The sequence below is a fragment of the Pseudomonas sp. PH1b genome (assembly GCF_000633395.1).
Taxonomy (GTDB): domain Bacteria; phylum Pseudomonadota; class Gammaproteobacteria; order Pseudomonadales; family Pseudomonadaceae; genus Aquipseudomonas.
The window spans coordinates 84,676-105,901 of sequence record NZ_AYMU01000002.1 but is presented as its reverse complement, the minus strand read 5'-3'; the positions used below and the strand labels follow the sequence as shown (position 1 = coordinate 105,901).

15 protein-coding genes and 1 pseudogene are annotated in these 21,226 nt (G+C 63.6%); 14 read left to right on the top strand and 2 right to left on the bottom strand.

Translation table 11 applies throughout. From position 1 onward, the window contains the following. The first annotated feature begins 111 nt into the window (after positions 1-111). The 6 genes and pseudogenes from U873_RS0103065 to U873_RS0103045 all read left to right on the top strand — a co-directional run bounded on the left by U873_RS0103065 (position 112) and on the right by U873_RS0103045 (position 7,749). The gene (locus tag U873_RS0103065; RefSeq protein ID WP_025126836.1) at positions 112-2,730 is read left to right on the top strand and encodes a TonB-dependent receptor; all 2,619 of its coding nucleotides are present in this window, start codon (positions 112-114) and stop codon (positions 2,728-2,730) included. A 112-nt stretch (positions 2,731-2,842) separates the two neighbouring features. Next, entirely contained in the window at positions 2,843-3,451 is a 609-nt protein-coding gene (locus U873_RS0103060; RefSeq protein ID WP_025126835.1) for a biliverdin-producing heme oxygenase, read from the top strand. 111 nt (positions 3,452-3,562) lie between these two features. Further along, positions 3,563-3,964: a YbaN family protein gene (locus U873_RS0103055; protein WP_025126834.1), complete on the top strand. Its 402-nt coding sequence runs from the start codon at positions 3,563-3,565 to the stop codon at positions 3,962-3,964. Between the two features lie 120 nt (positions 3,965-4,084). After that, a pseudogene (locus U873_RS37470) lies at positions 4,085-5,389 on the top strand (chemotaxis protein); the annotation flags it as partial. 150 nt (positions 5,390-5,539) lie between these two features. Beyond that, positions 5,540-6,295 carry a methyl-accepting chemotaxis protein gene (locus U873_RS37465; RefSeq protein WP_371261282.1) on the top strand — a complete coding sequence of 252 codons (756 nt, stop codon included), beginning with the start codon at positions 5,540-5,542 and terminating at the stop codon, positions 6,293-6,295. A 98-nt stretch (positions 6,296-6,393) separates the two neighbouring features. Further along, positions 6,394-7,749, top strand: coding sequence for a CoA transferase (locus U873_RS0103045; protein WP_025126832.1), 1,356 nt, complete (start codon positions 6,394-6,396; stop codon positions 7,747-7,749). A 122-nt stretch (positions 7,750-7,871) separates the two neighbouring features. On the opposite strand, the gene U873_RS0103040 is transcribed toward U873_RS0103045, so the two are convergent. Both U873_RS0103040 and arcD (U873_RS0103035) read right to left on the bottom strand, forming a co-directional pair. Then, positions 7,872-8,741 (bottom strand): DNA-3-methyladenine glycosylase, encoded by an 870-nt coding sequence (locus tag U873_RS0103040; RefSeq protein ID WP_025126831.1) that lies wholly within the window; start codon positions 8,739-8,741, stop codon positions 7,872-7,874. Beyond that, complete coding sequence (gene arcD / locus U873_RS0103035) at positions 8,738-10,165, bottom strand: arginine-ornithine antiporter (RefSeq protein WP_025126830.1); 1,428 nt, start codon at positions 10,163-10,165, stop codon at positions 8,738-8,740. The genes U873_RS0103040 and arcD (U873_RS0103035) overlap by 4 nt, the downstream gene beginning before the upstream one ends. Before the next feature lie 453 nt (positions 10,166-10,618). Between arcD (U873_RS0103035) and arcD (U873_RS0103030) the strand changes: the two genes are divergently transcribed. The 8 genes from arcD (U873_RS0103030) to gcvP all read left to right on the top strand — a co-directional run bounded on the left by arcD (U873_RS0103030) (position 10,619) and on the right by gcvP (position 21,183). Beyond that, on the top strand, positions 10,619-12,046 hold the full coding sequence (arcD, locus tag U873_RS0103030; protein ID WP_011062888.1) for an arginine-ornithine antiporter: 1,428 nt from the start codon (positions 10,619-10,621) through the stop codon (positions 12,044-12,046). Positions 12,047-12,099: 53 nt separating this feature from the next. Then, positions 12,100-13,356, top strand: a complete 1,257-nt coding sequence (gene arcA / locus U873_RS0103025) for an arginine deiminase (protein ID WP_025126829.1) — start codon at positions 12,100-12,102, stop codon at positions 13,354-13,356. Between the two features lie 85 nt (positions 13,357-13,441). Next, positions 13,442-14,452: an ornithine carbamoyltransferase gene (locus U873_RS0103020; RefSeq protein WP_025126828.1), complete on the top strand. Its 1,011-nt coding sequence runs from the start codon at positions 13,442-13,444 to the stop codon at positions 14,450-14,452. A 63-nt stretch (positions 14,453-14,515) separates the two neighbouring features. After that, positions 14,516-15,445, top strand: a complete 930-nt coding sequence (gene arcC / locus U873_RS0103015) for a carbamate kinase (RefSeq protein WP_025126827.1) — start codon at positions 14,516-14,518, stop codon at positions 15,443-15,445. A 69-nt stretch (positions 15,446-15,514) separates the two neighbouring features. Further along, positions 15,515-15,874: a DUF5064 family protein gene (locus U873_RS0103010; protein ID WP_025126826.1), complete on the top strand. Its 360-nt coding sequence runs from the start codon at positions 15,515-15,517 to the stop codon at positions 15,872-15,874. A 174-nt stretch (positions 15,875-16,048) separates the two neighbouring features. Then, on the top strand, positions 16,049-17,557 hold the full coding sequence (locus U873_RS0103005; protein ID WP_025126825.1) for a sigma-54-dependent transcriptional regulator: 1,509 nt from the start codon (positions 16,049-16,051) through the stop codon (positions 17,555-17,557). Between the two features lie 382 nt (positions 17,558-17,939). Further along, a complete protein-coding gene (gene gcvH, locus U873_RS0103000; protein ID WP_025126824.1) occupies positions 17,940-18,323 on the top strand; it encodes a glycine cleavage system protein GcvH in 384 nt (127 codons plus the stop codon). A gap of 10 nt (positions 18,324-18,333) precedes the next feature. Beyond that, positions 18,334-21,183, top strand: coding sequence for an aminomethyl-transferring glycine dehydrogenase (gcvP, locus tag U873_RS0102995; protein WP_025126823.1), 2,850 nt, complete (start codon positions 18,334-18,336; stop codon positions 21,181-21,183). Positions 21,184-21,226 lie beyond the last annotated feature (43 nt).

Genomic DNA, 21,226 nt, shown 5'->3' with positions numbered 1-21,226 from the left:
TTTTACGCGATAGCGGCAGGTCGTACGTCTCGTTATAGCCAATGCAACTGATTCGCATTTTGTATGCGCATCTGCACCTATAAAAGTTTCGTGCGACCCGGAGCGCTTTCGATGTCCCCTCGCCTCAACAGCCGATCCTCTGTTTCCGCTGCCCGCCTGCAGAACTGCACCCTGTCGCTGCTCACCGCAGCGATTCTGCTGGCCGGTACCCACGCCACGTCTGCCATGGCCGCCGACGCCCCGGCACCGTCCAGCCAGCGCATGGGCAACTACAGCTTCGCCATTGGCCAGCAACCGCTGGTCTCGGCGCTCAACGCCTTTACCGCCGTCACCGGCTGGCAAGTGGGCCTGCCTGCCGAGCTGGGTACGGGCGTCGCCTCCCCGGGCGTGCGCGGTTCGCTGCCCCCGGAGAAGGCCCTGGATCGACTGCTGAGCGGCACCGGCCTGAGCTACCGCAAGCTGGGCAACAACAACATCGTGCTGGAAAAACGCAGCGCTGCGAACGTAGTGAACCTGCAGCAGGTGACCATCAGCGCCACCCGCCAGGAGCAGGACGTCAGCTCGGTACCGAGTACCGTCAGCGTGCACACCCGACAAGAACTGGACCGCCAGAACGTCAACACAATCAAGGAACTGGTGCGTTATGAACCGGGGGTTTCCGTCGGCGGCGCCGGACAGCGCGCAGGCATCAGCGGCTACAACATCCGCGGCATCGACAGCGACCGGATCCTCACCCAGGTGGACGGCGTCGAAGTGCCCGACCATTTCTTCAGTGGCCCCTACGCCAAGACCAATCGCAACTATGTCGACCCGGAAATCGTCAAGCGCGTGGAAATCCTTCGCGGCCCGGCCTCGGTACTCTACGGCAGCAGCGCCATTGGCGGCGCCGTCAGCTACTACACCCTGGACGCCGACGACATCATCAAGCCGGGCCAGGATTTCGGCGCCCGGCTGAAGACTGGCTACAGCTCGGCTGACGAAAGCTGGCTGAAATCCGGCACCTTCGCCGGGCGTGTCGGCGAATTCGACGGCCAGTTGCACCTGAGCCAGCGTGACGGTCATGAAACCGAATCCTACGGCAGCAACAACGGCACCGGGCTCAATCGCACCGCAGCCAACCCGGAAGACGCCCGCACCACCAACGTGCTGGCCAAGCTCGGCTGGAACTATGCAGACGACGCACGTCTGGGCCTGACCTACGAGAAGTACAAGGATGACCGCGACACCAACCAGAAAAGCGCGGTGGGCGGCCTGTTCCTCAATGGCGTAGGGCAGAACTGGTATCGCTCGCGAGTCGGCAACGACACCATTACCCGGGAACGTTTCGGCCTGGAAAACCGCTTCGCCCTGAACTCGCCCATTGCAGACCAGATCAAGTGGAGCCTGAATTACCAGATCGCCAAGACCGACCAGACCACCTCCGAACGCTACAACCCGGTATCGGTCTTCTCCCCGGTGGCCCGCGACGTACTGCGTGAACGCCAGACGCTGTACCAAGAAAAGCAATGGGTGTTCGACGCGCAATTGGAAAAGGCTTTCGCCCTGGGGAATACCGATCACCAGTTGACCTACGGCACCACCCTCAAGCAGCAGAAAGTCACCGGCTCGCGGTTCGGCACCGCTACGTGCCTGACAGTCGGTGCCGGCTGCACGGCCGTCGGAGCGCCCAGCCCGACCGCCAGTGACAGCGTGAAGAAGTCCAGCGACTTCCCGGACCCGACCATCAACACCTACAGCCTGTTCGCCCAGGACCAGATCAGCTGGAACGCCTGGACCTTCACTCCCGGGCTGCGCTACGACTACACCCAGCTCAAGCCGAAGCTGACCCAGGAGTTCCTCAACGTCGCCAACCCCACCGGCGCCTTCCCGGTCAGTGACGATAAAAAGACCTGGCACCGTGTCTCGCCCAAGTTCGGCCTGACCTACGCCTTTGACGAGCACTACACCGGCTATGGCCAGTACTCCGAAGGGTTCCGCACGCCGTCGGCCAAGGCGCTGTACGGGCGCTTTGAAAACATCGCCACCGGCTACATCGTGGAGCCCAACGCCAACCTCAAGCCGGAAACCAGCAAGAGCTATGAAACCGGCTTGCGCGGCAATTTCGACGCAGGCAACTTCGATGTGTCGGTGTTCTACAACCAGTACCGCGACTTCATCAACGAAGACGCGATTACCGCCGGTGCCCTGCAGACCGTCATCCAGAGCAACAACATCAAGCACGCCACCATCAAGGGCGCCGAAGCCAAGGGTCGCCTCAACCTCGACGCCTTCGGTGCTCCACAAGGCCTGTACAGCATCGGCTCGGTGGCCTATGCCTACGGTCGCAATAATGACAACGGCGAGCCGATCAACAGCGTCAACCCGCTCAAGGGCGTGTTCGGCCTGGGCTACGACCAGGACAACTATGGCGCGCTGCTGAGCTGGACCCTGGTCAAGCGCAAGGACCGTGTCGACGACAGCACCTTCAAGGCTCCGGACGGCCGCACCACCAGCAGCCAGTTCAAGACTCCGGGCTTCGGCATCCTCGACCTGACCGGGTTCTACAAGGTCACTGATGACCTGACTGTCAATGCCGGCCTGTACAACCTGACCGACAAGAAATACTGGAACTGGGACGACGTGCGCGGCTACGACAGCGTCGGTGAAGCCGGCCAGACCGCCCCCGCCAACCTCGACCGCCTGACCCAGCCGGGCCGCAACTTCTCGGTCAATCTGGTCTGGGATATCTGATGCGCCAGCGCCTCACTGCTCTTTTTCATCCAGGGCAGTGAGGATTTTTTACTGTGTCGCGTCTTCTTGTTCGTCTAGTCACTAAGTGCCTCTCATTCTCAAGGACATCTGCATGACCTCCCAGGATTCCGCCCAGCGTCACCACCTGCGCTCCCAACGCCTGAACCAGATCACCCACGAGCCGCACTCCAAGCTCGACGCTCTGGTCAAGGCCCACGCGCCCTTTGAAACCCAGGGTGCGTTCGCCCGCTTCGTGGTCGCCCAGTACCTGTTCCAGTCGGAACTGGTAAGCCTGTACAACGATGCCGAACTGATCAAGATCGTTCCGGACCTGGCCGAGCGCTGCCGCGCCGAAGCGGCCAAGGCCGACCTCGCCGACCTGGAAACCGAGATCCCGGCACCGGTAGCCGGCGCCGTCAACAACCCGAGTAAAGCCGAAGCCCTGGGCTGGATCTTCGTCTCTGAGGGCTCCAAGCTCGGCGCCGCATTCCTGATCAAGCGCGCGGTGAACCTGGGCATGAGCGAAACCTTCGGTGCCCGTCACCTGGGCGAGCCGGCCGGTGGCCGTGCCGAAGGCTGGAAAACCTTCACCCGCATCCTCGACGGCCTGGAGTTCACTGCCGAAGAAGAAGCCGCCGCTGAAAAAGGCGCCCTGGATGCCTTCAACCGCTTCACCGTGCTGCTGGAACAGGCTTACGCCAGCGATGCACAACCGGCCTGACCCGCGTAGTTGCGAACCGGGGGGCCAGGCTAGAGCGGCCACCCGGTTCGCAGCGGCATTTTGTCGGTCGGTGCATTGAGCCGCTCGGCGCGTTACCTCATCATCGAAACCATGACCCGCACCCGCCCCTCCTCGTCAAAGATTTCCCGCCTGCTGTTCGGCGTGCTGGCCTATGTCAGCCTGGCGATCGGCCTGATCGCCATCGTCGTCCCGGGCCTGCCCACCACCGAGTTCATCCTCCTGGCCGCCTGGGCTGCCACCAAAAGCTCGCCCCGCCTCAGCGCCTGGATGGAAAACCACCGCCTGTTCGGGCCGATCCTCAGCAACTGGCGCAACGGCCGGATCATCAGCCGCAAGGCCAAGGTCAGCGCCACCGTCAGCATGCTGCTGTGTGCCGGCCTGATGCTGACCCTGCTCAACCATCACTGGACCCTGTACGCCGCGATTGCCGGCATGACCCTGGGCAACCTGTGGATCTGGTCACGCCCCGAAGCCCTGCCGCACACCTCCTGAATCCCGGCTCCTGGCAGCTATGCCCTCTGCGCCGAGGACATATATGTCAAGGTCATGACCGTTCGTCGGCAGCACCTCACGCAAAGACCTTCCGAGCCGATGTTCCGGGCATGGCGCTGAATGGATTTGGCGACCGGGATCATCCGACCCCGTGCTTTCACCCGTCCTTTCGCGAGATCGCCCCCCATGTTCGACTCTCTCTCCATTCGCCTGAAAATCGTGCTGTTGTCCGGACTGTGCCTGTTGGGTGTGGTGGCGCTGATCGTCGGCATGAACCTGTACCAGAGCCGGCAGAACAACCAATTGGTCAATGCCTCGAGCACCCGGATGCTGACCGCCGGGGTCGAAGAGCTGCTCCAGGCCAAGGCTGCCGACCAGGCAGTGCGCGTGCAGAAAACCTTCGGTGAAAGCAACCTGGTGATCACCGCCCTGGCGGATCAGGTACGCGACCTGCGCGACATGGCGAGCAAGCGTGGCCTGGACGCCGCGGCCCTGCGCGAAGAACTCAACCACAGCCTGAAGACCGCCTTCGAGCGCAATCCCAAGGTGCTCGGCATCTGGCTCGCCTATGAGCCCAATGCCCTGGATGGCAAGGACAGCGAATTTCTCAACGACGCGCGCCGGGCTTCCAACGAGCGCGGGCGCTTTGCGACCTACTGGAGCCGCTCCGGTGGCCAGCAGTTGAACACCGTGATGGTGGAAGACGACCTGACCAAGACCACCCTCAACCTCAGCGGCACCCCTTACAACGTCTGGTACACCTGCCCCCGCGACAGCCGCCGGACCTGCCTGCTCGACCCCTACGCCGACACCATCGGCGAGGACAAGAAGCAGGTGCTGATGACCACCATTTCCCTGCCGCTGCTGGTAGACGGCAAGGTGATCGGGGTCATCGGCGTCGACATCGCCCTGGACTCCCTGCAGGCCGCCGCCGGTGAATCCCAGCGCTTCCTGTTCGACGGTGCCGGGCACATGATGATCGTCGCCGGCAGCGGTCTGCTGGCAGCCGTGGGCGCCGATGCCAGCCAGGTCGGCAAGAACATCAGTGAAACCCTCGGGGCCCCGGGCAAGGACATCCTCGCGGTCCTCACCGGCAGCCAGAGCAAGGTTTTGCGCCAGGGCGAACTGATCCGTGCGGTCTATCCCTTCAGCCCGATTGCCGATGCCAAGCCCTGGGGCATCACCATCGACCTGCCGCAACAGGTGCTGCTGGCCGACTCGGTGAAGCTGCAGAACCTGTTGGATGAAGCCCAGACCAGCGGCACCCTGAAAACCGTCCTGGTGGCCATCGGCGCCGGCCTCCTGGGCCTGCTGCTGATCTGGCTCAGCGCCTCGGGCGTGACCCGGCCGATCAACAGCGTGGCGCAGATGCTCAAGGCCATCGCCAGCGGCGACGGCGACCTGACCCAACGCCTGGACTACAGCAAGAAAGATGAACTGGGCGAACTGGTCAGCTGGTTCAACCGTTTCCTCGACAAGCTGCAGCCGACCATTGCCCAGATCAAGCAGAGCATCATCGAAGCCCGCGGCACCGCCGACCAGTCTTCGGAAATCGCCCGTCAGACCAGCGAAGGCATGCAAGTGCAGTTCCGCGAGATCGACCAGGTGGCAACCGCTTCCAACGAAATGAGCGCCACGGCCCACGACGTTGCCAACAGCGCCTCGAACGCCGCCCAGGCAGCCCGCGGCGCCGACCAGTCGGCCAAGGACGGCCTGACCATCATCGAACGCAGCACCCGGGACATCAGCCTGCTGGCCGATGAGGTGAGCAAGGCGGTGAGCGAAGTCGAAGCCCTGGCGGTGAGCAGCGAGCAGATCGGTTCGGTGCTGGAGGTGATCCGCAGCATTGCCGAACAGACCAACCTGCTGGCCCTCAATGCCGCCATCGAAGCGGCCCGTGCCGGTGAAAGCGGCCGCGGCTTTGCGGTGGTGGCCGATGAGGTGCGCAACCTGGCCAAGCGTACCCAGGACTCGGTGGAGGAAATCCGCGTGGTGATCGAGCGGATCCAGAGCGGCACCCGTGATGTGGTCACCACCATGCACGCCAGCCAGAACCAGGCGCAGAACAACGCCGGGCAGATCCAGCAGGCGGTCCAGGCCCTGGGCAAGATCAGCGATGCGGTCACGGTGATCAGCGACATGAACCTGCAGATCGCCAGCGCCGCCGAACAGCAGAGCGCCGTGGCCGAGGAGGTCAACCGCAACGTTTCGGCGATTCGCAGCGTGACCGAAACCCTGACCGAACAGGCCAGTGAGTCGGCCCAGGTCAGCAGCCAGCTCAATGCCCTGGCCACCCAGCAAATGAAACTCATGGATCAGTTCCGCGTGTAAACGCTGCTCCGGCGCCAGCCGCGGCCGATGACCAGGGGTGATCGACAGCCGCGGCAGTTTCAGGGTGCAATGCCTTCCTCTGATCCGCGGAGTGGGCCATGACCGAATTACTCACATCCATCCAGGCCGCGCTGGGCCTGGCGTCATCAAGCCTCCGGCAAACCGGCCAGGGCGCCCTGCCCTCGGCCTTCGCCGTGACCGACCTGGCCAGCGCCAGCATTACCGCTGCCGGGCAGGCAGTCGCTGAACTCCTGTACAACCAGACCGGACGCCTGCCAGAGGTCAGCGTCGACCGGCGCCTGGCCTCGTTCTGGTTCGCCAGCTCGATCCGCCCGCAGGGCTGGAGCCTGCCATCACCCTGGGACCCGATTGCCGGCGACTACGCCACCCGCGACGGCTGGATTCGCCTGCACACCAACGCACCTCAGCACCGGGCCGCCGCCGAACGGGTGCTGGGAGCGGTGACCGAACGCTCGGCCATGGCTGCCCAGGTGGCCACCTGGAACGCCCTGGAACTGGAGCAGGCGATAGTCGACCAGGGCGGTTGTGCCGCGCAGATGCGCAGCTGGGCGCAGTGGCAGGCCCACCCCCAGGGCCAGGCTGTAAACAGCGAACCCCTGGTGCACTGGCTGCCCCAGGCCGATCAGCGGCACAAGGCCTGGAGCGGCCGCGTCGACCGGCCCCTGGCCGGGCTCAAGGTACTGGACCTGACCCGGGTCCTGGCTGGACCGGTGGCCAGCCGCCTGCTGGCGGGGCTGGGCGCCGAGGTGTTGCGCATCGATCCGCCACATTGGAACGAGCCGGCCCTGGAGCCGGAGGTGACCCTGGGCAAACGCTGCGCGCGCCTCGATCTGCACGACCTTGAGCAGCGTGCCCTGTTCGAAGGCCTGCTGGCGCAGGCCGACCTGCTTCTGCATGGCTACCGCGCCGATGCCCTGGAACACCTGGGTTATGACGCCCAGGCACGCCAGAAAATCGCTCCGGGGCTGATCGAAGTCAGCCTCAATGCCTACGGCTGGAGCGGCCCCTGGCGCAACCGCCGGGGCTTCGACAGCCTGGTGCAGATGAGCTGCGGCATCGCCGAAGCCGGCATGGCCTGGAAAGCCGCGGACAGGCCTGTGCCACTGCCGGTCCAAGCCCTGGATCACGCCACCGGTTACCTGATGGCAGCCAGCGCCCTGCGGGCACTGACCCGGTCCCTGAGCGGCGACCAGGGCGCATCGGCGCGCCTGTCCCTGGCCCGTACCGCCCAGTTGCTGGTTGATCATTCCCCGTCAGCGACCGCCGAAATTCCACTGCGCCCCGAAGACCACGAGGATCAGGGGCTGGTGCTGGAGCAGACCCCTTGGGGGCCGGCGCGGCGCCTGCGGGTGCCGTTGCACATCAATGGAACGCCGATGCAGTGGAGTTGCCCGGCCACCGCCCTGGGCGCCCATCGCCCCAGATGGTGGTGAAGGCCTAGGCTGCCAGTTGATCCCGTAGGAGCTGGCTTGCCAGCGAAAAAGCCCCAGGGGCGCACAAGGCTCAAGGTCCGGTTCGCTGGCAAACCGGCTCCTCCAGGGACCAGCGAACAGTTTCAGCCCATGGCCGCCCACAAATGCTGCGCCGCATAACCGCGCCACGGCCGCCAGGCCTCGGCCTGGGCCAGCAGTTGGCGGGCATTGGGCCGCAGCCCCTGCAGACGTGCCACAGCGTTGAACAGGCCTACGTCCGCCGCCGGAAAGGCATCGCTCTCGCACAACTGGCGCAGGGCGATGTATTGCGCGGTCCAATCGCCGATTCCCGGCAATTGCAACAGGCGCTCCACCCCCTGTTGCAGGCTGGCCCTGGGTTCGAGCAGGAGTGGATCGTCGAGCAAGGCCTGGGCCACGGCAGACAGCGTGCGTGCCCGGCTGCGGGGCATTCCCAGGTCGGCCAGGTTGGCAGTGGACAGCACCTGGGGAGTGGGAAACAGGTGGGTCAAAGCGGGCCACTGCAGGTCGGGACTGGCCAGCAACCGGCCATGCACCGCCACCAGTTTGCCCGCCAAGCGGATCGCGCCCTGCACGGTGATCTGCTGGCCCAGCACGGCGCGAATGGCCAGCTCGAAACCGTCCCAGGCCCTGGGCACTCGCAGGCCCGGACGTGCCGCCAGCAATGGCGCGAGCAGCGGATCACGGGCCAGATGGCGGTTGATCAGGGGCAGGTTCGCGTCCAGATCGAATTGCCGGCGCAAGCGCACCAGCACCTGGGGCAGCAGGGCCTGCTCGGCCATCTGCAACTGCACCTGCAAATGGCCGGCAGGCCCCGGGCAGACACTCAAGATGCCTTGCCCCCCTTCCAGCGCGAAGGTGCGGGCATAAGTATCGCCCTGCACCACCTCCAGGCCTTCGATGGCGCGGGCCCTGAGAAAGCCCAGCATCGCCGGCCAGTCGTAGGCGCCCTGGTAGGGCAGGTGATGAATCACAGCGCCAGCAGGCCGCTGTACAAGCCATAGGCCGCCAATGAGGCGCCGATGACCACAGCCGCGAAGATCAGCTTTTCCAGCGGGGTGAACAACGGCTCGCCCTGCTCATGCTTGGCCTTGGCGAACAGGATCACCCCCGGCGCATACAACAAGGCCGACAGCAGCAGGTACTTCAAGCCGCCGGCATACAGCAGCCAGATCGCGTAGCTCAGGGCCACGGTGGCGATGAACAGGTCCTTCATCCGTTCACCAGAGGCCTGCTCGTAGGTTTCGCCACGACCGCTGAGCAGCACCGCATAGGCCGCCGACCACAGGTAGGGCACCAGGATCATCGATGACGCCAGGTAGATCAGGCTGGTGTAGGTGCCCGCGGAAAACAGGGTGATCAGCAGGAACAGCTGGATCATCACGTTGGTCAGCCACAAGGCATTGACCGGCACGTGGTTGGCGTTTTCCTTCTTCAGGAAAGCCGGCATGGTCCGGTCCCTGGCCGTGGCGTAGAGGATTTCCGCGCACAGCAAAGCCCAGGACAACAGCGCCCCCAGCAGCGACACCGCCAGGCCAATGCTGATCAGCAAGGCCCCCCAGGGCCCGACGATATGCTCCAGCACCGCCGCCAGGGACGGGTTCTGCAGCTTGGCCAGTTCCGGCTGGCTCATGATCCCCAAGGACAGCACGTTCACCAGTACCAGCAGCGCCAGCACGCCGATAAAACCGATCACGGTGGCTCGCCCGACGTCTGCGCGCTTCTGCGCCCGGGCCGAATAAACGCTGGCGCCCTCGATGCCGATGAACACGAACACCGTGACCAGCATCATGTTGCGCACCTGGTCCATCACCCCGCCGAAGTTCGGATTGCTGCGGCCCCAGATGTCACGGGTGAAGATATCCGCCTTGAAGGCCACGGCGGCAATGACGATGAACATCACCAGCGGCACGATCTTGGCGACCGTGGTCAGCTGGTTGATGAAGGCGGCTTCCTTGATCCCGCGCAGGACCAGAAAGTGCACGGCCCACAACAGCAACGAGGCGCAGCCGATGGCTATCGGCGTATTGCCCTGGCCGAACACCGGAAAGAAATAGCCCAGGGTGCTGAACAGCAGGACAAAGTAGCCGACGTTGCCCAGCCAGGCACTGATCCAGTAGCCCCAGGCGGAAGAGAATCCCATGTAGTCGCCAAAGCCGGCCTTGGCATAGGCATAGACCCCGGAATCGAGTTCCGGCTTGCGGTTGGCCAGGGTCTGGAACACGAATGCCAGGGTCAGCATGCCGACCGCCGTGATCCCCCAGCCGATCAGCACCGCACCAGCATCGGCGCGGGCCGCCATGTTTTGCGGCAGGGAGAAGATTCCCCCGCCAATCATGGACCCCACTACCAGCGCGATCAGTGCACCGAGTTGAAGCTTCTGCGCCGGTTGTGACATCCCTACCTCTGCATTCAGTGAGCCGATCTGGCGATAAAGCTACAGCTTATTAAATAACTTCTACAAATTTGCGTCTAACAGTAACAGTCAATTAACCATCCTTGCTGCGGCAACACCCGAGACACCCGGCAGAAGGCACTGAATAACCGACTGTTTTGTTAAGGAGATGTACTAAGTGCCATCACTACCAAGTGATTAACTAAACACCCAGAGAGATTTGCACATTCGTCAAAACAGTCTAGCGTCAATCGACGTCGACAATCAGAACCGCTACTGACAAGGAGCAAGAAACGCCTCTGGAATGGCCCTCTCCGGGCAGCATTCTACCTCCCGCAATAAATCTTAAGTCATTCATTCACAACGGAATGCAGCAATGAACTGATCTGAGTCAGCTGTTCGTAGTCCAGGCAGATTTATTCTGACGTCTCTCTCCTCCTGCATTGGAGTCATGCAATGTCTGAATCCCCCGGTAAACTAAGACTTGGCGCATTAGTCGCCTTGGTAGTGGGTTCCATGATTGGCGGAGGAATCTTCTCCCTGCCGCAAAACATGGCCGCTAGTGCCGATGTCGGTGCTGTTCTTATTGGTTGGGCAATTACCGCAGTCGGCATGTTGACCCTGGCATTCGTATTCCAGACCCTGGCCAATCGAAAGCCTGACCTGGATGGCGGCGTCTACGCCTACGCCAAGGCCGGATTCGGCGACTACATGGGCTTTTCCTCGGCCTGGGGCTACTGGATCAGCGCCTGGCTGGGCAACGTCGGCTACTTCGTCCTGCTGTTCAGCACCCTGGGCTATTTCTTCCCGATCTTTGGCGAGGGCAACACCCCGGCCGCGGTGATCGGCGCCTCGGTGCTGCTGTGGGCCGTGCACTTTTTGGTCCTGCGCGGAATCAAGGAGGCCGCCTTCATCAACCTGGTGACCACCGTCGCCAAGGTGGTGCCGCTGCTGCTGTTCGTGCTGATCGCCCTGTTCGCCTTCAAGCTGGACATCTTCACCGCCGACATCTGGGGCGTGAAGAACCCTGACCTGGGCAGCGTGATGAACCAGGTACGCAACATGATGCTGGTCACCGTCTGGGTGTTCATCGGCATCGAAGGCGCGAGCATCTTCTCCTCCCGGGCGGAAAAGCGCTCGGACGTGGGCAAGGCCACCGTCATCGGCTTCATCACCGTGCTGCTGTTCCTGGTGCTGGTGAACGTGCTGTCCCTGGGGATCATGACCCAGCCGGAACTGGCCAAGCTGCAGAACCCGTCCATGGCCGCCGTGCTCGAGCACGTAGTGGGCCACTGGGGTGCGGTGCTGATCAGCGTCGGCCTGATCATCTCGCTGCTGGGTGCCCTGCTGTCGTGGGTGCTGTTGTGTGCGGAGATCATGTTCGCCGCCGCCAAGGACCACACCATGCCGGAGTTCCTGCGCCGCGAGAACGCCAACCACGTACCGGCCAACGCCCTGTGGCTGACCAACGCCATGGTGCAGATCTTCCTGGTCATCACCCTGTTCTCGGCCAGTACCTACCTGTCGCTGATCTACCTCGCCACCTCGATGATCCTGGTGCCCTACCTGTGGTCGGCGGCCTACGCGGTACTGCTTGCGGTGCGCGGCGAAAGCTATGAACAGGCCCTGGCCGAACGCAAGAAGGACCTGATCATCGGCAGCATCGCCCTGCTCTACGCGATCTGGCTGCTGTACGCCGGCGGGGTCAAGTACCTGCTGCTCTCGGCGCTGCTCTACGCCCCCGGCGTGGTGCTGTTCGCCAAGGCCAAGATGGAACTGCACAAACCGATTTTCACCAACGTCGAGAAGCTGATTTTTGCCGCGGTGGTCATAGGCGCCCTGGTGGCGGCCTACGGACTCTACGACGGCTTCCTGACCCTATAGCTCTGCCTTGAAAGCAACACCCCTGATTGTTTTGTCTCTGGAGGATCACAGTAATGACCACGGAAAAAGTTAAGTACGGCGTCCATTCCGAAGCCGGCAAACTGCGCAAAGTCATGGTTTGCTCCCCAGGCCTGGCCCATCAGCGGCTGACCCCGAACAACTGCGACGAACTGCTGTTCGATGATGTGCTGTGGGTGGCCCAGGCCAAACGCGACCACTTCGACTTCGTGACCAAGATGCGTGAGCGGGACATCGATGTGCTGGAGATGCACAACCTGCTGACCGACATCGTCGCCATCCCCGAAGCCCTGGACTGGATTCTGGAGCGCAAGATCACCGCCAACCAGGTCGGCCTGGGCCTGGTCAACGAAGTCGGTTCATGGCTGCGCAGCCTGGAGCCACGCAAGGTTGCCGAGTACCTGATCGGCGGCGTGTCGGCCGATGACCTGCCGAGCAGCTTCGGTGGCAAGACCATCGAGATGTTCCGCGACTTCCTCGGCCACTCGAGCTTCATCCTGCCGCCACTGCCCAATACCCAGTTCACTCGCGACACCACCTGCTGGATCTATGGCGGCGTGACCCTGAACCCGATGTACTGGCCGGCGCGACGTCAGGAAACCCTGCTGACCACCGCCATCTACAAGTTCCACCCGGAGTTCACCAACGCCGACTTCCAGATCTGGTATGGCGATCCCGACCAGGAACACGGCAACGCCACCCTGGAAGGCGGCGACGTGATGCCGATCGGCAACGGCGTGGTGCTGATCGGCATGGGCGAACGCTCGTCCCGCCAGGCCATCGGCCAGCTCGCCCTGAACCTGTTCAAGCACAAGGCTGTGGAGCGCGTCATCGTCGCCGGCCTGCCGAAATCCCGTGCGGCCATGCACCTGGACACCGTGTTCAGTTTCTGCGATCGCGACCTGGTCACCATCTTCCCCGAAGTGGTCAACCAGATCGTCGCCTTCACCCTGCGTCCTGACGAGAGCAAGCCCGGCGGCATCGATATCCAGCAGGAAAAAACCAGCTTCCTCGACACCGTGGCCGCGGCCCTCAACCTCAAGACCCTGCGCGTCGTGGAAACCGGCGGCAACAGCTTCGCCGCCGAGCGCGAGCAATGGGACGACGGCAACAACGTGGTGGCCGTGGAGCCGGGCGTGGTCATCGGCTACGACCGCAACACCTACACCAACACCCTGCTGCGCAAGGCCGGGGTCGAGGTCATCACCATCAGCGCCGGTGAACTGGGCCGCGGTCGCGGGGGCGGTCACTGCATGACCTGCCCGATCATCCGCGACCCGATCGACTACTAAGCGCCCCTTATCCGACATAGCAGCTTGCCGTTGCCCCCACAAAGGGCCTCGGCAAGTGGACGACCGAAATCAAAGGAGATCCATCATGGCTTTCAATATCCACAACCGTAACCTGCTCAGCCTGGAACACCACACCCCACGTGAGCTGCGCTACCTGCTCGACCTCTCCCGCGACCTCAAGCGCGCCAAGTACACCGGCACCGAGCAGCAGCACCTGAAGGGCAACAACATCGCCCTGATCTTCGAGAAAACCTCGACCCGCACCCGCTGCGCCTTCGAAGTGGCGGCCTATGACCAGGGTGCCAACGTCACCTACATCGACCCCAACTCCTCGCAGATCGGCCACAAGGAAAGCATGAAGGACACCGCCCGCGTTCTGGGGCGCATGTACGACGCCATCGAGTACCGCGGCTTCAAGCAGGAAATCGTCGAGGAACTGGCGAAGTTCGCCGGGGTGCCGGTATTCAACGGCCTGACCGATGAATACCACCCGACGCAAATGATCGCCGACGTGCTGACCATGCGCGAGCACGCCGACAAGCCGATCCACGAGATCAGCTACGCCTACCTGGGGGACGCCCGCAACAACATGGGCAACTCGCTGCTGCTGGTGGGCGCCAAGCTGGGCATGGACGTGCGCATCTGCGCGCCGAAAGCGCTGTGGCCCCATGACGACCTGGTGCAGCGCTGCAAGAAGTACGCAGAGGAAAGCGGTGCACGCATCACCCTCACCGAAGACCCGAAAGCTGCGGTCAAGGGCGTGGACTTCATCCACACCGACGTCTGGGTCTCCATGGGCGAGCCCGTGGAAGCCTGGGCAGAACGCATCGAGCAACTGCTGCCGTACCAGGTCAATGCCCAACTGATGAAGGCCACCGGCAACCCACGGACCAAGTTCATGCACTGCCTGCCAGCCTTCCACAACAGCGACACCAAGGTCGGCAAGCAGATTGCCGAACAGTACCCACACCTGGCCAACGGCATCGAAGTCACCGACGACGTGTTCGAGTCCCCAGCCTGCATCGCCTTCGAGCAGGCGGAAAACCGCATGCACACCATCAAGGCGATCCTGGTATCGACCCTGGCCGACCTGTAACCCCTCCCCTTCTCTCGGGAGCCGGTCAGCCGGCTCCCGCAGAGCCTCTAGAAGGACTGCATTATGCGTATCGTCGTTGCACTGGGCGGTAACGCCCTGCTCCGCCGTGGTGAACCCATGACCGCGGACAATCAACGCGCCAATATCCGCATCGCCACCGAACAGATCGCCAAGGTCCATCCCGGCAACCAACTGGTGATCGCCCACGGCAATGGCCCGCAGGTGGGCCTGCTGTCGCTGCAAGCGGCCGCCTACACCCAGGTTTCACCCTACCCGCTGGACGTGCTCGGTGCCGAAACCGAAGGCATGATCGGCTACATCATCGAACAGGAACTGGGCAACCTGCTGGACTTCGAGGTGCCATTTGCCACCTTGCTGACCCAGGTCGAAGTGGACGCCAAGGACCCGGCCTTCAAGAACCCGACCAAGCCCATTGGCCCGGTGTACAGCAAGGAAGAAGCCGAGAAACTGGCCAAGGAAAAAGGCTGGGCCATTGCCCCGGACGGTGACAAGTACCGTCGCGTGGTGGCCAGCCCGAAACCCAAGCGCATTTTCGAGATCCGTCCGATCAAGTGGCTGCTGGAAAAGAGCAGCATCGTGATCTGCGCTGGCGGCGGCGGGATCCCCACCATGTATGGCGAGGATGGCAAGCTGCGGGGCATCGAAGCGGTGATCGACAAGGACCTGTGCTCGGCGCTTCTGGCCGAGCAACTGGAAGCCGATCTGCTGGTGATCGCAACTGACGTCAACGCGGCGTTCATCGACTTCGGCAAGCCCACTCAAAAGGCCATTGCCCAGGCCCACCCGGATGAAATGGAGAAGCTCGGCTTCGCGGCCGGCTCCATGGGGCCCAAGGTCCAGGCCGCCTGCGAGTTCGCCCGGCACACTGGCAAAGTCGCGGTGATCGGTTCACTCTCGGACATCGAAGCCATCGTCCAGGGCAAGGCCGGCACCCGCATCAGCACGGCCAAACCCGGCATCAGCTACCTGTAGGACGCTGCTGGTGAAAACCTGGGGCAGGCCCGCAGCCTGCCCTCATTTCAACGCCTTGGAGAGACGCCTATGGCCAAGTTCGAGCCCGGTCACCTGCATATCGAGCGCCACGCGCTGAACAAGGACGACTTCAGCTACAACCTGTGCATCGACTACGAAGTCGCCCAGGATCCCAAGGAAGGCAAGGGCATGCAGTTCACCCTGCACGGCACCATCGAAGGCCAGCCGCTGAAGGAGCAGTTCTTCCTGGCCAAGGACCTGGCCTTCGACTTCGCCCGCCACGCCACCCGCATTGCCCAGCAACACGGTTTGCCGAAGAACGCCAGCATCGCCACCATGCACAAGTACTACGACGAAATGTTCGAGGACGTGCGCAAACAACTCAATGTAAAGCCCGGCGACCCGGTCAAACCCGAGCACCTGGCATAAGCCCCCATCTTCTGTAGGAGCCGGCTTGCCGGCGAACTGCCCAACGCCCGGCACAGGTACCAGGCCCGCCTTCGCCGGCAAGCCGGCTCCTGCAGCATGGGTGACGATTTCGACTAAGCCCCCGCGCCAAGGCATACTGGCGCCCTTCCGCTTCCCAGAATCTTCAGTCGCCCCATGCGTATCCACGTCAGCTTCATCGACCGCGTCGGCATCACCCAGGAAGTCCTGGCCCTGCTGGGCGGACGCAACCTCAACCTGGATGCGGTGGAAATGGTCCCGCCCAACGTCTACATCGACGCTCCGACCCTGAGTCCCCAGGTGCTGGAAGAGTTGCGTGATGCACTGTTCAACGTACAGGGCGTGCAGGCGGTGACGGTGGTCGACATCCTTCCCGGCCAACGCCGCCACTTGCAGTTGGACGCCCTGCTGGCCGCCATGACCGACCCGGTGCTGGCCCTGGACAGTGCCGGCAAGGTGCTGCTGGCCAACCCGGCGCTGATTGCCCTGTATGGCCGCGAGCCGGCGGGCGAAAGCGTTGCCGAACTGTTTGCCGATCCAGCGTTGCTGGAGGCCTTGCTGGAACAGGGCTTTCGCCTGCCGCTGCGGGAGGTCATGGTCAACGGCCAGACCCTGCTGCTGGATGCCACGCCGATCACCGACGCCGGCGCCCTGCTGACCCTGTATCAACCCAACCGCATCGGCGAGCGACTCTCTGCCCTGCACCATGACCATGCCGAAGGCTTTGATGCACTGCTGGGAGAATCACCGGCCATCCGCACCCTCAAGGCCCGGGCGCAACGAGTGGCGGCGCTGGATGCGCCGTTATTGATCCAGGGCGAGACCGGTACCGGCAAGGAACTGGTGGCCCGTGCCTGCCACGCCATCAGTGCGCGCCACAATGCGCCGTTCCTGGCCTTGAACTGCGCCGCCCTGCCGGAAAACCTCGCCGAGAGCGAGCTGTTCGGCTACGCCCCGGGCGCCTTCACCGGCGCCCAGCGCGGGGGCAAGCCGGGCCTGATGGAGCTGGCCAACCAGGGCACGGTATTTCTCGATGAGATCGGCGAAATGTCGCCCTATCTGCAGGCCAAGCTCCTGCGTTTTCTCAATGACGGCAGCTTCCGCCGGGTCGGCGGCGACCGCGAGATCAAGGTCAATGTACGGATCCTCAGCGCCACCCACCGTGACCTGGAGAAAATGGTCAGCGAAGGCACCTTCCGCGAAGACCTGTTCTACCGCCTCAATGTGCTGAATGTGGAAGTGCCGCCGCTGCGTGAACGGGGCCAGGACATCCTCCTGCTGGCCCGTTATTTCATGCAGCAGGCCTGCGCGCAGATCCAGCGCCCGGTGTGCCGCCTGACTCCCGGCACCTACCCGGCGCTGCTGGGCAACCGTTGGCCAGGCAACGTGCGGCAGTTGCAGAACGTGATCTTTCGCGCGGCGGCGATCTGCGAAAGCAACCTGGTGGACATCGGCGACCTGGACATTGCCGGCACCTCGGTGGCGCGCCAGAACGACGTCGAGGTCCAGAGCCTGGAGCAGGCCGTGGAGAGCTTCGAGAAAGCCCTGCTGGAAGACCTCTACATCAACTATCCCTCGACCCGGCAGTTGGCCAGCCGCCTGCAGACCTCCCACACCGCCATCGCCCATCGCCTGCGCAAGTACGGCATTCCCAACAAGGCCTGAAGGTCAGCGGGCGCAACATTCATCCCCGGTAGCCGCTACCGGGGCCTCAAGCGCGCGGGAAGAACCGGCCGCCCCATCTGCGCACCTGAAAACGACCTCTGTCTGTACTGAAAGCGCTACAGTGGAACGATTTCGCTACAGAAGCCTATAATCGCGGCAGTGCAAGGCTTTGATCCTCATAGCCTTTTTTCCACGGCGCCGACTGTAGCGATTTCGCTACAGAGAATACATTCAAGACCTCACCCAACACACTCAAGGCATTGATTTATAACGATTAAATCAATATTGGCCGTGTTCTTGCTATGGACATTGCCATTCGGCTCGGCCCTGCACGAGCATTCAATCGCGTCCACCAGACGAATCTGGCCCCTGAGGAGTTTCCATGAGCGAGTTGCGTTTTACTGAAGATCACGAATGGCTGCGTAGCGAAGCGGATGGCAGCGTCACCGTGGGTATCACGGCTTTCGCCCAGAACGCCTTGGGTGATGTGGTGTTTGTGCAACTGCCTGAACTGCAGAACTACGAAAAGGGCGCGGAAGCCGCCACCGTGGAATCAGTGAAGGCTGCCAGTGGCGTATACATGCCCCTGGACGGAGAGGTGGTCGCCACCAACCCGGCCCTGGAAGACAGTCCGGAACTGGTCAACGAAGACCCGCTGGGCGAAGGCTGGTTCTTCCGCTTCATGCCTGCGGATGCCGGCGCCGTCGCTCGACTGCTGGACCAGGACGCCTACGATCGCCTGATCAAAGCCAGCGCCGAAGCCTGAGGAGCCCGCCATGACCATCAACCTGACCACCGCCAACGAATTCGTTGCACGCCACATCGGCCCGCGCCAGGCCGATGAGCAAGCCATGCTCAACAGCCTCGGCTTCGACTCCCTGGAAGCCCTGAGCGCCAGCGTGATCCCCGACAGCATCAAGGGCACCAGCGTGCTCGACCTGGGCCAGGGCCAGAGCGAAGCCCAGGCCCTGGCCTCGATCAAGGCCATCGCCGGTCGCAACCAGCTGTTCAAGACCTTCATCGGCCAGGGCTACTACAGCTGCCACACGCCGTCGCCGATTTTGCGCAACCTCCTGGAAAACCCCGCCTGGTACACCGCCTACACCCCGTACCAGCCGGAAATCTCCCAGGGCCGCCTGGAAGCCCTGCTGAATTTCCAGACCCTGATCAGCGACCTCAGCGGCCTGCCGATCGCCAACGCTTCGCTGCTCGACGAAGGCACCGCCGCCGCCGAGGCCATGACCTTCTGCAAGCGCCTGAGCAAGAACAAGGGCAGCCACGCCTTCTTCGCGTCCGTGCATTGCCACCCGCAAACCCTGGATGTGCTGCGCACCCGCGCCGAGCCCCTGGGCATCGAGGTGGTGGTGGGCGATGAACGCGAGCTGAGCGACGTCAGCCCGTTCTTCGGCGCGCTGCTGCAATACCCGGCGAGCAACGGCGACCTGTTCGACTACCGCGCACTCACCGAGCGTTTCCATGCCGCCAACGCCCTGGTGGCGGTGGCCGCCGATCTGCTGGCCCTGACCCTGCTGACCCCACCGGGGGAATTCGGCGCCGACGTGGCCATCGGCAGCGCCCAGCGCTTCGGTGTACCCCTGGGCTTTGGCGGTCCGCACGCGGCGTATTTCGCCACCCGTGACGCCTTCAAGCGCGACATGCCCGGCCGCCTGGTAGGCGTTTCGGTGGACCGCTTCGGCCAGCCGGCCCTGCGCCTGGCCATGCAGACCCGCGAACAGCACATCCGCCGCGAGAAGGCCACCAGCAACATCTGCACCGCCCAGGTGCTGCTGGCCAATATCGCCAGCATGTACGCCGTGTACCACGGCCCCGAAGGCCTGAAACAGATTGCCCGGCGCGTCCATCAACTGACCGCGATCCTGGCCAAGGGCCTGAGCCAGCTGGGCCTGGCTGTGGAGCAGGAAAACTTCTTCGACACCCTGAGCCTGCACACCGCTGGCCGCACCGCCGCGCTGCACGACAAGGCCCGTGCCCAGGGCATCAACCTGCGGGTGATAGACGCCGAGCGTCTGGGCCTGTCCCTGGACGAAACCAGCACCCAGGCCGACGTTGAAACCCTGTGGAACCTCTTGGCCGACGGCAAGCCGACGCCAGACTTCACCGCGCTCGCGGCGGCAGTCACCAGCAGCATCCCTGCGGCCCTGGAGCGCCAGTCGGCGATCCTCAGCCACCCGGTGTTCAACCGCTATCACTCGGAAACCGAGCTGATGCGCTACCTGCGCAAACTGGCGGACAAGGACCTGGCCCTGGATCGCACCATGATTCCCCTGGGCTCCTGCACCATGAAGCTCAACGCCGCCAGCGAGATGATCCCGATCACCTGGGCCGAGTTCGGCGCGCTGCATCCCTTCGCGCCGGCTGAGCAAAGCGCCGGTTACCAGCAACTGACCACCGAGCTGGAAGCGATGCTCTGCGCCGCCACCGGCTACGACGCCGTGTCCCTGCAGCCCAACGCCGGTTCCCAGGGCGAGTACGCCGGCCTGCTGGCAATCCGTGCCTATCACCAGAGCCGTGGCGAGGAGCGCCGCGACATCTGCCTGATCCCGTCCTCGGCCCACGGCACCAACCCGGCCACCGCCAACATGGCCGGCATGCGCGTGGTGGTCACCGCCTGTGACGCCCGGGGCAACGTCGACATCGAGGACCTGCGAGCCAAGGCCATCGAGCACCGCGAGCACCTGGCGGCGCTGATGATCACCTACCCTTCGACCCACGGCGTGTTCGAGGAAGGCATCCGCGAAATCTGCGGCATCATCCATGACCACGGCGGCCAGGTGTACATCGATGGCGCCAACATGAACGCCATGGTCGGCCTGTGCGCGCCGGGCAAGTTCGGCGGCGACGTGTCGCACCTGAACCTGCACAAGACCTTCTGCATTCCCCACGGCGGTGGCGGCCCGGGTGTCGGCCCGATCGGCGTCAAGTCGCACCTGGCGCCGTTCCTGCCGGGGCACGCGGCCCTGGAAAACAAGAAGGGCGCGGTCTGTGCCGCACCGTTCGGCAGCGCCAGCATTCTGCCGATCACCTGGATGTACATCCGCATGATGGGCGGCGCCGGCCTCAAGCGTGCCTCGCAGTTGGCGATCCTCAATGCCAACTACATCTCGCGGCGCCTGGAAGAACACTATCCAGTGCTCTACACCGGCAGCAACGGTCTGGTGGCCCACGAATGCATCCTCGACCTGCGCCCATTGAAGGACAGCAGCGGCATCAGCGTCGACGACGTGGCCAAGCGCCTGATCGACTTCGGGTTCCATGCGCCGACCATGTCGTTCCCGGTGGCCGGCACCCTGATGATCGAGCCCACCGAGAGTGAGTCCAAGCAGGAACTGGATCGTTTCTGCGACGCGATGATCCGCATCCGCGAAGAAATCCGCGCAGTGGAAAGCGGCGCCCTGGACCCGGACGACAACCCGCTGAAAAACGCCCCGCACACCGCGGCGGAACTGGTGGGCGAATGGACCCACCCCTACAGCCGCGAACAGGCGGTGTACCCGGTGGCGTCCCTGGTGGAGGGCAAGTACTGGCCGCCGGTGGGCCGAGTCGACAACGTGTTCGGTGACCGCAACCTGGTGTGCGCCTGCCCATCCATCGAAAGCTATGCCTGAGAAGCAGTGGTGAGCTTCAAGCGGCAAGCGGCAAGTTAACAGC

Excerpts from the sequence above, each read along its gene's own strand:
- U873_RS0103060 (WP_025126835.1), top strand. The coding sequence starts at position 2,843 with ATGACCTCCCAGGATTCCGCCCAGCGTCACCACCTGCGCTCCCAACGC.
- arcC (WP_025126827.1), top strand. The coding sequence starts at position 14,516 with ATGCGTATCGTCGTTGCACTGGGCGGTAACGCCCTGCTCCGCCGTGGT.
- U873_RS0103020 (WP_025126828.1), top strand. The coding sequence starts at position 13,442 with ATGGCTTTCAATATCCACAACCGTAACCTGCTCAGCCTGGAACACCAC.
- gcvP (WP_025126823.1), top strand. The coding sequence starts at position 18,334 with ATGACCATCAACCTGACCACCGCCAACGAATTCGTTGCACGCCACATC.
- U873_RS0103045 (WP_025126832.1), top strand. The coding sequence starts at position 6,394 with ATGACCGAATTACTCACATCCATCCAGGCCGCGCTGGGCCTGGCGTCA.
- U873_RS0103065 (WP_025126836.1), top strand. The coding sequence starts at position 112 with ATGTCCCCTCGCCTCAACAGCCGATCCTCTGTTTCCGCTGCCCGCCTG.
- U873_RS0103055 (WP_025126834.1), top strand. The coding sequence starts at position 3,563 with ATGACCCGCACCCGCCCCTCCTCGTCAAAGATTTCCCGCCTGCTGTTC.
- arcD (WP_011062888.1), top strand. The coding sequence starts at position 10,619 with ATGTCTGAATCCCCCGGTAAACTAAGACTTGGCGCATTAGTCGCCTTG.
- U873_RS0103005 (WP_025126825.1), top strand. The coding sequence starts at position 16,049 with ATGCGTATCCACGTCAGCTTCATCGACCGCGTCGGCATCACCCAGGAA.
- U873_RS0103010 (WP_025126826.1), top strand. The coding sequence starts at position 15,515 with ATGGCCAAGTTCGAGCCCGGTCACCTGCATATCGAGCGCCACGCGCTG.
- arcD (WP_025126830.1), bottom strand. The coding sequence starts at position 10,165 with ATGTCACAACCGGCGCAGAAGCTTCAACTCGGTGCACTGATCGCGCTG.
- arcA (WP_025126829.1), top strand. The coding sequence starts at position 12,100 with ATGACCACGGAAAAAGTTAAGTACGGCGTCCATTCCGAAGCCGGCAAA.
- U873_RS37465 (WP_371261282.1), top strand. The coding sequence starts at position 5,540 with ATGCAAGTGCAGTTCCGCGAGATCGACCAGGTGGCAACCGCTTCCAAC.
- gcvH (WP_025126824.1), top strand. The coding sequence starts at position 17,940 with ATGAGCGAGTTGCGTTTTACTGAAGATCACGAATGGCTGCGTAGCGAA.